General features: G+C 59.7%; 6 protein-coding genes. 2 read left to right on the top strand and 4 right to left on the bottom strand.

Annotation, left to right across the window (positions count from 1 at the left end; translation table 11 throughout):
• Nucleotides 1–15: 15 nt before the first annotated feature.
• Both treS and glgB read left to right on the top strand, forming a co-directional pair.
• Nucleotides 16–3,357 (top strand): maltose alpha-D-glucosyltransferase, encoded by a 3,342-nt coding sequence (gene treS, locus AC3ZVB_RS16500; protein WP_490147153.1) that lies wholly within the window; start codon nt 16–18, stop codon nt 3,355–3,357.
• Between the two features lie 2 nt (nt 3,358–3,359).
• On the top strand, nt 3,360–5,591 hold the full coding sequence (gene glgB / locus AC3ZVB_RS16495; RefSeq protein ID WP_490147152.1) for a 1,4-alpha-glucan branching protein GlgB: 2,232 nt from the start codon (nt 3,360–3,362) through the stop codon (nt 5,589–5,591).
• A gap of 101 nt (nt 5,592–5,692) precedes the next feature.
• On the opposite strand, the gene AC3ZVB_RS16490 is transcribed toward glgB, so the two are convergent.
• From AC3ZVB_RS16490 to AC3ZVB_RS16475, 4 genes are all read right to left on the bottom strand, one after another.
• A complete protein-coding gene (locus AC3ZVB_RS16490) occupies nt 5,693–6,766 on the bottom strand; it encodes an autotransporter domain-containing protein (RefSeq protein ID WP_490147151.1) in 1,074 nt (357 codons plus the stop codon).
• A 313-nt stretch (nt 6,767–7,079) separates the two neighbouring features.
• Nucleotides 7,080–9,653 (bottom strand): autotransporter family protein, encoded by a 2,574-nt coding sequence (locus AC3ZVB_RS16485; protein WP_490147150.1) that lies wholly within the window; start codon nt 9,651–9,653, stop codon nt 7,080–7,082.
• 103 nt (nt 9,654–9,756) lie between these two features.
• Complete coding sequence (locus tag AC3ZVB_RS16480; protein ID WP_162436827.1) at nt 9,757–10,557, bottom strand: endonuclease/exonuclease/phosphatase family protein; 801 nt, start codon at nt 10,555–10,557, stop codon at nt 9,757–9,759.
• 295 nt (nt 10,558–10,852) lie between these two features.
• Nucleotides 10,853–11,611 carry a PIG-L deacetylase family protein gene (locus AC3ZVB_RS16475; protein ID WP_162436709.1) on the bottom strand — a complete coding sequence of 253 codons (759 nt, stop codon included), beginning with the start codon at nt 11,609–11,611 and terminating at the stop codon, nt 10,853–10,855.
• Between the last annotated feature and the right edge of the window lie 84 nt (nt 11,612–11,695).

The following is an 11,695-nucleotide window of genomic DNA, read 5'->3' as shown; positions in this document are numbered from 1 at the left end:
CAACAGGAGTTTCAAATGGCGAAGAAACCCAAGGCAGCCACTTTTATCAAGGACCCGCTCTGGTACAAGGATGCGGTGATCTACCAGGTACACGTTAAGTCTTTTTTCGACTCCAACAATGACGGGATCGGCGACTTTCCCGGCCTCATCGCCAAACTCGATTACATAGCCGACCTCGGCGTCAACACCATCTGGCTCCTGCCGTTCTACCCGTCCCCTCGGCGCGACGATGGCTATGACATCGCCGAGTACCGGGGCGTACACCCAGACTACGGAACGATGGCCGATGCCAGGCGGTTCATTTCCGAGGCCCATGAACGCGGCCTGCGGGTGATCACCGAATTGGTCATCAACCACACCTCGGACCAGCACGCCTGGTTCCAGCGCGCTCGCAAAGCCAAGAAAGGCTCGGCAGCCCGGGACTTCTATGTGTGGTCGGATGACGATCAGAAGTACGACGAAACCCGCATCATCTTTCTCGACACCGAGAAGTCCAACTGGACCTGGGACCCCGTGGCTGGCCAGTACTTCTGGCACCGGTTCTACTCCCACCAGCCAGACCTGAATTTCGACAATCCGCAAGTCATGAAAGCCGTGCTGTCGGTGATGCGTTACTGGCTGGACATGGGCATCGATGGCCTGCGCCTGGACGCCATTCCTTACCTGATCGAGCGCGACGGCACCAACAACGAGAACCTGCCCGAGACCCACGACGTCCTCAAGCAGATCCGCGCTGAGATCGACGCCAACTACCCGGACCGCATGTTGCTGGCCGAGGCCAATCAATGGCCGGAAGACACGCAGTTGTACTTCGGTGACACCGACGCTGAAGGCCAGAATGGCGATGAATGCCATATGGCGTTCCATTTCCCGTTGATGCCGCGCATGTACATGGCGCTGGCCCAGGAAGACCGTTTCCCGATCACCGACATCCTGCGCCAGACCCCGGAAATTCCGGCCAACTGTCAGTGGGCGATTTTCCTGCGTAACCACGATGAACTGACGCTGGAGATGGTCACCGACAAAGAGCGTGACTACCTGTGGAATTACTACGCCGCCGACCGTCGGGCGCGGATCAACCTGGGTATCCGCCGACGTCTGGCGCCGCTGATGGAACGCGACCGTCGTCGTGTTGAGCTGCTGAACAGTCTGCTGTTGTCGATGCCCGGCACGCCGACCTTGTACTACGGCGATGAAATCGGCATGGGCGATAACATCTACCTTGGCGACCGCGACGGCGTGCGCACGCCCATGCAATGGTCGATTGACCGCAACGGCGGCTTCTCCCGCGCCGATCCGGCGAGCCTGGTGCTGCCGCCGATCATGGACCCGCAATACGGGTATCTGTCGGTCAACGTCGAAACCCAGGCCGGCGACCCGCATTCGCTGCTGAACTGGACCCGCCGCATGCTCGCTGTGCGCAAGCAGTCCAAGGCATTTGGTCGCGGCACGTTGAAAATGCTCTCGCCGAGCAACCGGCGGATCCTGGCTTACACCCGTGAATTCACCGGGGAGGATGGCAAGCACGAAATCATCCTCTGCGTGGCCAACGTTTCGCGCAGTGCACAAGCGGCGGAGCTGGACCTGTCGGCCTACGTCGGCATGGTGCCGGTGGAAATGCTTGGCGGTAATGCCTTCCCGCCGATTGGCCAGTTGAATTTCCTGCTGACCCTGGCCCCGTACGGTTTCTATTGGTTCGGCCTGGCCGCGGAGAATCAGATGCCCAGCTGGCACGTCGAACCGGCGCAAAGCCTGCCGGACTTCACTACGCTGGTGCTCAAACACCGCATGGAAGAGCTGCTCGACGCGCCGGCCCGGGACACCCTGGAACAAGGCATTCTGCCTAGCTGGCTGCAGAACCGTCGCTGGTTTGCCGGCAAAGATGCCGCCATCGAACAGGTGAAGCTGGCCTACGGCGTGCGCTTTGGCGATGCGCAGCACCCGGTGTTGCTCAGCGAAATCGATGTCACCAGCAATGGCCAGACCAGCCGCTACCAACTGCCGTTCGGCTTCATCGCCGAAGATCAGGTCGGGCCGGCATTGCCGCAACAGTTGGCGCTGTCTCGAGTACGGCGTGGCCGTCAGGTCGGCGTCATCACGGATGCGTTCGCCCTGGAAAACTTCATTCGTGCGGTCCTGCAAGGCATGCAGAGCAATTCGGTTTTGCCCTCGGAAGCCGGGGAGATCCGTTTCGAACCGACTGCCGAACTGGCCAAACTGGGGCTCAATGCAGAGTCCGAGGTGCGTTACCTGTCTGCCGAGCAATCCAACAGTTCGGTCGTGGTCGGCAAGAGCCTGGTGCTCAAGCTGATTCGTAAAATCGCCTCCGGCGTGCACCCGGAACTGGAGATGAGCGCTTACCTGACCAATGCCGGCTTCAGCAATATTTCGCCGCTGCTGGGCTCGGTGATTCGCCGCGATGCTCAGGGTGAAGACACGCTGCTGATGATCGCCCAGGGTTTTCTTAGCAATCAGGGCGACGCCTGGGAATGGACCCAGAACAACCTGGAACGGGCGTTGCGCGACGAACTGGCGCAAGCCATCTCCGAGCAGGAACAACATTACAACGCGCTTGGGGAGCTGGAAGATTTCGCCGGCATGCTGGGTCAGCGATTGGGCGAAATGCACCAGGTGCTGGCCGCGCCCACCGACGACCCGGACTTCGCGCCGCACATCACCACGCAGAAAGAGGCCCTCGCATCGGCCAAGGATGTCGCGGCTCAAGTTGAGCACTCGTTGAAGTTGCTCAAGGAGCATCAAAACGAACTGAACCCCGAAGACCAAGCGTTGGTCAGTCGTTTACTGGACAACAAAAAGGCGATCCTTAGCCATGTCCAGGACCTGGGTAAAAAGTCGGCCGGTGGTTTGCGCATCCGCGTCCACGGCGATTTGCATTTGGGTCAGGTGTTGGTGATCAAGGGCGATGCGTACCTGATCGACTTTGAAGGCGAACCGGCGCGGCCATTGCATGAACGACGGGGCAAGCACAGTCCGTATAAAGACGTCAGCGGCGTGTTGCGTTCCTTCGATTACGCAGCGGCGATGACGATCAATGTGCATAACGTCGACAACACCGAAACTGCGCAAGCTGCGCGCACGCGGGTTGCCGAGCGTTATTTGAGTGAGGCAAAAATCGCATTTATCGACGCCTATCGGCGAGCGGCAGCTAGTCTTGCTCATGCGTGGCAAGATCCTGAAGGCGAGGATGCTGCGCTGGCGTTGTTCGGTCTGGAAAAGGCCGCGTACGAGGTGGCCTATGAGGCGGAGAATCGCCCGACCTGGCTGCCCGTGCCGTTGCATGGTTTATATGGATTATTGAGTGGGCTTAAACCCTTTTCCGATCTTGGTGGAGAGTAGTCATGAGTTTCTCGAACAAGGAACAGGGTCACGCTAAAGAAGCGCTGCTGCCCGGGACGCGGGACATCGACGCGCTGGTACGCGCCGAGCATCACGACCCTTTTGCAATTCTGGGCCCCCACGGCGATGGCGCCGGCGGGCAATACATTCGGGCTTATCTGCCGGACGCCTTGAGCGTGCAGGTCATCGCCAAGGACTCCGGGGAAGAACTCGGCAACCTTGAAGCGACCCAGACCCCTGGATTGTTTGTTGGCCATTTCGACCGCGCTCAGCCCTATGTGCTGCGCACCCGTTGGGCTGGAGGCGAGCAGCTGTCGGAAGACCCTTACAGCTTCGGCCCGTTGCTGGGCGAGATGGATTTGTACCTGTTTGCCGAGGGCAATCACCGCGACCTGAGCAGTTGCCTCGGTGCGCAGCTGAAGACAGTTGATGGCATCGATGGCGTGCGCTTTGCCGTCTGGGCACCGAATGCCAAGCGGGTGTCGGTGGTCGGCGATTTCAACAATTGGGACGGCCGTCGTCATCCGATGCGCCTGCGTCATCCTACCGGTGTCTGGGAGTTGTTCATCCCGCGCATGCAGGCTGGTGAAGCCTACAAATACGAGATCCTCGGTGCCCAAGGCATTCTGCCGCTCAAGGCCGATCCGATGGCGCTGGCAACCTCGCTGCCACCGGACACCGCGTCGAAAGTCGCCTCACCGCTGAACATTGACTGGCAGGACCACGAGTGGATGCAGGCGCGGGGCGAGCGTCAAAAGCCGAGCGCGCCATTGTCGATCTACGAATTGCACGCCGGTTCCTGGCAGTGCGAGCTGGACGATCTGGGTGAAGTGGCCCGTCAGTACACCTGGCATGAATTGGGTGAACGGCTGATTCCTTACGTCAAGGAACTGGGCTTCACCCACATCGAACTGATGCCGATCATGGAACACCCGTTCGGTGGTTCGTGGGGCTATCAACTGCTCTCGCAGTTCGCCCCGAGTGCCCGCTACGGTTCGCCGGATGATTTCGCCGCCTTCGTCAATGCCTGCCACCTGGCGGATATCGGCGTGATCCTTGACTGGGTTCCGGCGCATTTTCCGACCGATACCCACGGCCTGGCCCAGTTCGACGGCACTGCGCTGTATGAGTACGGCAACCCACAGGAAGGCTTCCATCAGGATTGGGACACGCTGATCTACAACCTCGGCCGTACCGAAGTGCACGGTTATATGCTGGCGTCGGGGTTGCACTGGCTCAAGCATTTCCACGTCGATGGCCTGCGTGTCGATGCAGTGGCGTCGATGCTGTATCGCGATTACTCGCGCAAGGCTGGCGAGTGGGTACCGAACCGGCATGGCGGTCGCGAAAACCTCGAAGCCATCGACTTCCTGCGCCACCTTAATGACGTGGTCAACCTCGAAGCGCCGGGTGCGCTGGTGATCGCCGAAGAATCCACTGCTTGGCCGGGTGTGAGCCAGAGCACGCAACAGGGCGGTCTGGGTTTCGATTACAAATGGAACATGGGCTGGATGCACGACTCACTGCATTACATCCAGCAGGACCCGGTGTACCGCGGGCATCACCACAACGAGCTGAGTTTCGGCCTGGTGTATGCGTGGTCCGAGCGTTTCATCCTCCCGATCTCCCACGATGAAGTGGTGCACGGCAAGCATTCGCTGATTGACAAGATGCCGGGTGATCGCTGGCAGAAATTCGCCAACCTGCGCGCGTACCTGAGTTTCATGTGGTCGCATCCGGGCAAGAAATTGTTGTTCATGGGTTGCGAATTCGGCCAGTGGCGCGAGTGGAATCACGATCAGCAACTGGACTGGTACCTGCTGCAGTACTCCGAGCACAAAGGGGTGCAGAAGCTGGTGGGAGACCTGAACCGGTTGTATCGCGAAGAACCGGCGATGCACGATCAGGACGACGCGCCGCAAGGGTTCCAGTGGTTGATCGGCGACGATGCGATCAACAGCGTCTATGCGTTCCTGCGCTGGAGCAAGGACGGGCGTCCGGTATTGGTGGTGGCCAACTTCACCCCGGTGCCGCGTCAGGGTTATCGCGTGGGCGTACCGTTTGCCGGTCGCTGGACCGAGGTCATCAACAGTGATGCGGCGATGTACGCCGGTTCCAACTACGGCAACGGTGGCGGGGCGTTTACAGAAGAAGAACCGAGCCATGGGCAGCCGCTGTCGCTGGGCTTGAATTTGCCGCCGTTGGCGGTGTTGATTCTGCGGCCGGAACTGTAAATCAAAAGATCGCAGCCTTCCGCAGCTCCTACAGTATCGGGTTAACACACGGTCAATGTAGGAGCTGCCGCAGGCTGCGATCTTTCTTTAATGTCAACCGCTCACCAGCGCATCCGCACGCCCAGGCTGCCGATCAACCCGTTCAAATCGTTCTCATCCACATCACTGCTGTAATCGGCGCTGACGTACAGGCTCACCACCGGTGTCACCTTCGCCACCAGACCCAACCCCAACTCCACCGTCGATGATTTACGGCTGCTGCTGATCTTGTCGACCTGATCGAGGGTCACCGTGTTGCCGGTATACACCGTGTGCCACAGGTTGGTCCGAACATAAGGTTCCACGCCCAGGCCATTGATGTCGTAGCTCCCTTTCAATCGCGCACCGACCCGGCCGCTCCACGACGTCAGGTCGCTGGATGACGCGTTGCCCGATCCGCCATAGGGCGTATCCAGGGTAATGCGCTGGTTGATCAACTGGGCCTGGGGTTCGACCACCCAGTTCTCACTCACGCCGATCGGAAAGCCGCCCTCAACCGAAAACGTCACTGCACTGCCTTCGGTCATCTGCCGGGCGCCCTGTTCATTGCGGCTGAAACCGTTGACCCGGCCACCACTGGCAGATAAATCCACGTGCCAGCCTTGTGGGCCGGTCAGGCTCCAGTACGCGCCAAGGCTCTGGCCTTGCAGGTTGAGGGTGTCGGTAGCGGGATCCGCCAGGGCGCGACTGGTCAACAACCCGTTGCTGTTGCCCTGGAACTGGGTGGTGCCGCCGATCAGCCCGACTCGCTGGGTATGTCCGCTGCTACTTTGCAGCGTCAGGATCGCCGGGCCTTTGAATTCGGTACCGCCAGAGAGGGACGAGCCTTGGGCCATATAGTCGGTTTGCGCCTGGCGCGAAGGTTGGCCGTAGAGTTGATCCCAGGCGGAGGGTGCTGCGTCTTCAATCGTCAGGCGTGAACTTCGCACATCGTCAGCGGGGCTGAAGTGGCCTGGGTAGGGGGCGGTGATGGAAATAGCGGGTAGTGACAGCACCGGTACGTCCTGGCGATACCAGGGCAGCGTTTCATCTTCGGCAGAGCCTGCCTTCACCTCCATGGATGAACACAGCAGGATTGAGCTTGAAACGGTGCAAAACGTGACTTTGATCTCTTGAGGGGTGAGTGAAGTTCTCATGGTGGTCTACCTTGCAATCGCATGCGCTATCTCGCTTTGGCGTCTCTCCTACCCCGAATGAGGGGCGACCGAATGGAGTAGGGCAAGCCTCTGACCTCCCGTGTATGCGGGTGTCTGGAGGCTTGAACCTGGTGGTATTTCCGGGGGTAGTACCGTGTAGCTAAGAAGACCCCTGACGTTGCGTCAAGAAAATGGCCGATAAATGGTAGGGTTAATTTAACGCTGTCAAGTGACTGATTTACGGCACTGATCTAAGTACTTGTTTGTACATGACATCGTCAAAAAAACCCGCGCCAGAGCGTTTAAATGATGGTTACCAGCTAACCCTGAGCCCCACGTTTCCCGACAAACCACGCAGGTCCTGGCTGTCAATATTGCTGCTGTAGTCTGCGCCGGCGTAAACACTCACGGTCGAAGCCAGGCTCAGGATGACGCCCAGGCCGACATCGGCGGAGGAGGACTTCTGTTCGGTAGTGACCTGATCGACGTCGTCGAAGGTCACGGTGTCGCTGCCTGAAAAGGTGTGCCACAGGTTAGCGCGCAGATAGGGTTCCATCGGACGTCCCCCGACGTCGTAACGGCCCTTGAGCCGAGCGCCCAAGCGACCGGTCCAGGCACCATCGGAATCGAACGAAACGCGAGATACGCCGTCATCCTGGCTGTCGAGGGAGATTTTCTGGTGGATGACTTGCGCTTGGGGTTCCACCACCCAGTTGCCAGCCACGGCGATGGGGTAGCCCGCTTCGGCGGAAACTGTGAGCGCATGGCCACGATTGTCGATTTTCAGGCCGCGTTCGGAATGATTGTCGCCATCCAGTCGAGTGCCCATCAACACTGTGTCGATGTACCAGCCTTTGGGGTCGGTCAGCGTCCAGTACAGGCCATAGCTGTCGCCCTCAAGGTCGATCTTGCCGGCGCGCTTGCCTTCGAAGCCTTCGTTGAATCCATCGACATTGCCCTTCATCTGGGTATGCCCGACAAAGAACCCGGTGCGTTGCGTCTGCCCGCCGGACCACTGTGAGCTGTACAGGTCATTGCCGACCTGGAAGCCGCTGATCGAACCGTCGAAGCGAGGCGACACGGTGCCCGCCCAGGTCTGGTCGAGATTCTTGCCATACACCCGACCCCAGCCAGCGCCAAACGCACCGGTTTCGGTAAGCAGTCGCTGATCGCCCTGGCGATCATGGAAAGTGCCCAGCGCCATCAGGGTCAGTTGCGCAGCCGCCGGCGGCAACACTGACCAGTTGGGGACTTCAGGACGATACAAAGCGATGGGTTCGGCGCCCGGCACGGCGGCAGGCAAGGGTGGAAGTTCGGGATTGCCTTCAGGCGCCAGCGCCGCGACCGGCACCGCGACCACGGGAACAACAATGGGCGGTAATTCCGGGTCGGGATTTGGAACAGTCGTGACTTGTGGCGCAACGACGGCCGAACGCAGGTACCAACTGTTTTCCGTGCCTGCCGTGACACCACCCTTGAACAGGCGGTAATCGAACGCACCGGCGGAGATCAGGCCGCCGTTCAGTGCGAAAGCGCCGTTGCTGCTGACCGCCGTGCCTTGGGCTTCCACAAGCTGAATACCGTTTTGCTGCGTCAATCCGCCCGCGCCGCCCAGGTTAGTAACGGTGATCAAGGTATTGCCGGTCAAAGTCCCGTTATTCACCACCAGTTTGTCGCTGGCCGAGCTGTCATCGCCAAGCACGCTTTGCAGCAACAGTTTGCCGCCGTTGCCAGCGTAATTGCCTTGCACGGTCAGTGTGTCGTTGGTGCGGGTGTTGGCACGGGTGAGGTCGAGGGTGCCGGCGTTGTTCAACGTGGCGAGCTGGCCTGCCGTTAAGGCTGTGATGCTGCCTTGGGTCGACGTCAGCGTGCTGCTGCCGTCAATGTTGAACACTCCGGTACCGCTGGTGCTGTCGCCCAGCGCAAAGCTGCTGCTATCGAGGTCCAGTCGTGAGTTGTTGTTCAGGTTGACCGTTTCCCAATTGATGTACCGGGCGGCGCCGGCCGTCGTGGTCTGGTCGAAGGTCAGCAGATCGTTGCCCGGACCGCCATCCATGCTCGGGGTCAGGGCGAGGGTGCTTTCGGTTAGATTGCCCAAGGTCGCACGATCATTGCCTTCGCCCATCAGGATCGCCGAACGGATAATCCCGCCACCGTTCCAGTTCAGCACGTCATCGCCGACACTGGCGCGGATCTCGCCGGCAATTTCGCCACCGGTCACAGTGATGCTGTCGTTGCCGCCACTGACACTGACGTTGCCACCGATTCTGCCACCGGACACGATGATGGTATCGGTGCCGAAGGCCGTCACCAGGTTGCCGAGAATCTGCCCGCCCGACAGGTCAAAAATATTGTTGTCGAGCTTCATGTCGACGCGACCGATGCTGCCCGCGGTCATTTTCGCCACGTCGCCGTCCTCGAACGCGCCGACGATGGCGCCGCCGGTCATCAGGAAGGTGTCACGGCCATCGCCTTGTGCCAGGGACTGAATGCTCCCGCCACTCATGACGAAGTCATCAATGCCATTGCCCTGGCTGACGGCGCCGGTGATTTGCCCGGCGGTGATCAGCAGCCGATCAACGCCATCGCCCAGGTCGAGCGTGCCGGCGAGGGTGCCGGAGTTCATTTCCACGGTGTCGCTGCCGGCACCGAAGGCGACATTGCCATTGATGCGGCCGGTGCCGTTGGCAAGAAAGGTCAGGGTGTTGTTGCCGAGCAGGTCGGTCAGCGGTCCGCTGGTGGCGCTGTCACAGACGTAATTGTCATTGCCGGCGGAGGGAGTGAGTGTGCAAGCGGCCTGGGCATTCACCGACCAGCCGATGCAAAAACAGAGGGGAACAGCACAAACGCTAAAGCGGTACTTGGGCCGTGCTGTCGAAAAATCCATTCTCGTCTCCCGCGTGGTCATCAGCATTTACAACAACCTATCAAGAGTTTCAACAGGAAACTACTGACACAATTGACAGGTCGTGCTGATTAATTTCCGCGTATCAGAGATGTACTTCTACTGCCAACGGCAGGTGATCCGACAAGTGCGTCCAGGGTTTGTGCCCCAGTATTCGCGGCTCATGACTGCTGGCATTACGCAGGTAAATCCGATCCAGGCGTAGGAGAGGAAACCGTGCCGGGTAAGTTTTTGCCGGACGACCGTGATGGCGTTCGAAGGCTTCATGCAAGTAATCACGACGGGCGAGGGCGGCATTGCCTTGCAATTGCCAGTCGTTGAAGTCGCCTGCGATGATCACCGGCGCGTCGTCAGGCAGTGATTCGAGCAACTGGCAGAGGAGTTGCAGTTGCAGCTGGCGATGGCTTTCCAACAGGCTCAGGTGCACGCAGATGGCGTGGACTTCGGCGTGTCCCGGTACGTCCAGCACACAATGCAGCAAGCCGCGACGCTCGGGGCCGGTGATCGAGACGTCGAGGTTGCGGTACTCGCGAATGGGGTATTTGGAGAGTAATGCGTTGCCGTGGTGACCATCGGGATAAACAGCGTTGCGACCGTAGGCAAAATCGCTCCACATGCTGTCGGCGAGGAATTCGTATTGCGACGTTTGTGGCCAGTTATTGAACCGGGAGGAATGGCGCTCGTGTTCGCCGACCACTTCCTGCAAAAACACCAGATCCGCCGAGGTGCTGCGCACGGCTTCACGGAGCTCGGGAAGAATGAAACGTCGATTGAGTGCGGTGAATCCTTTGTGGGTATTGACCGTCAATACGCGTAGCCGATGAACGGCCTGCGGGGTGTTCAACGGCACCGAATCGATCGCCTGCCGCGTTGGATCACTGGTCACGTTCATACCTCTGAGTCGGGCTTCATATGTATGCGACTGATGCAGGGCCGAGCAGTTCAGCGCATGTCATGAATTTCAAATTAACACGGAGCCCACGTACACCCCGCGCCCTGTAGCAGCTGGCGAAGCCTGCGTTGGGGCGCGAAGCGGCCCCCGATTTTCAAGTGGACACCTCGTCGCCCGGAAAGCGACCGCTTCGCAGTCGGACGCAGCCTTCGGCAGCTGCTACAGAGGATTTGCGTGAACCTGATGAGTTGCTAGAGGATTTGTACGAAATTGGCCGTTAGCGATACGTTCAGACAAACACAATCTCGTACGGCAATCGCATGCGTTGCAGCAGCACCCTGGGCAACAGGGGGGCGAGGCCGATGGCGGGTTCACCGTTGAGTTGGCTCGCATAGGCGTGAGTGGCGTGGCTTTTGCGCGCGACGGTCCAGCTGTCGAGGCGGACTTTGCGCGCACGGTGCCAGGGGATTTGTTCGCGATCCCGCAGGGGCCGATGCCACGCCTGAATCGGTACTTCATTGAACGTCGCACCCACCATTTTTGCCGCCTTGGCACTGGCACGGCTGACCGTGTCGTGGTCGCGGTTACTGTCCTCGCTCCAGGTGCTGAACACCACGTCGCCGGGCCGCAGGTAACGCGCAATAAATTCGGTCAATTGAGCTTCCTGCTCGGCCAGGGCGTTGTCGGTGAACCCGCCGCGCACCCATTTCAGGCTGTGCATGGGCAAACCGAGCCGGCGCAGCGCCTCGACGCTTTCCTGGGAGCGAAACACACTCAGGCGCTTCTCCGACCACTGTTGCGACCCCGGCTGGCTGCTGCTGCCGTCGGAAATCGAGATCAATTGCAAGGGATGACTCAAGGCACTGAGCAGTTGCAACAGGCCACCGCACATCATCACTTCATCGCCGGGGTGGGTCGAGATGACCACTGCTCGCGCGCCCGGTGGGACGAGGGTTTCGGTATTGATGACGGGAATGTTGTCCAGTTGCGGGGCGCTGTTCCAGATCTGTGCAGGCGGGCTGTTTTCGCTGGTGGAGGCAGATTTCATCGCAATGACATCCTTGTTGTAGGTGTATGAACAATGTCGGCGCTCCGTACCCTGGATTGCCGCGGGAAGAGTATTGCTCATGTC

Source organism: Pseudomonas sp. MDV22-iso1 (assembly GCF_058145095.1).
The sequence above is the reverse complement of the archived record's forward strand: the minus strand, read 5'-3'. Positions and strand labels throughout refer to the sequence as shown.

Excerpts from the sequence above, each read along its gene's own strand:
- treS (WP_490147153.1), top strand. The coding sequence starts at position 16 with ATGGCGAAGAAACCCAAGGCAGCCACTTTTATCAAGGACCCGCTCTGG.
- glgB (WP_490147152.1), top strand. The coding sequence starts at position 3,360 with ATGAGTTTCTCGAACAAGGAACAGGGTCACGCTAAAGAAGCGCTGCTG.
- AC3ZVB_RS16490 (WP_490147151.1), bottom strand. The coding sequence starts at position 6,766 with ATGAGAACTTCACTCACCCCTCAAGAGATCAAAGTCACGTTTTGCACC.
- AC3ZVB_RS16485 (WP_490147150.1), bottom strand. The coding sequence starts at position 9,653 with ATGGATTTTTCGACAGCACGGCCCAAGTACCGCTTTAGCGTTTGTGCT.
- AC3ZVB_RS16475 (WP_162436709.1), bottom strand. The coding sequence starts at position 11,611 with ATGAAATCTGCCTCCACCAGCGAAAACAGCCCGCCTGCACAGATCTGG.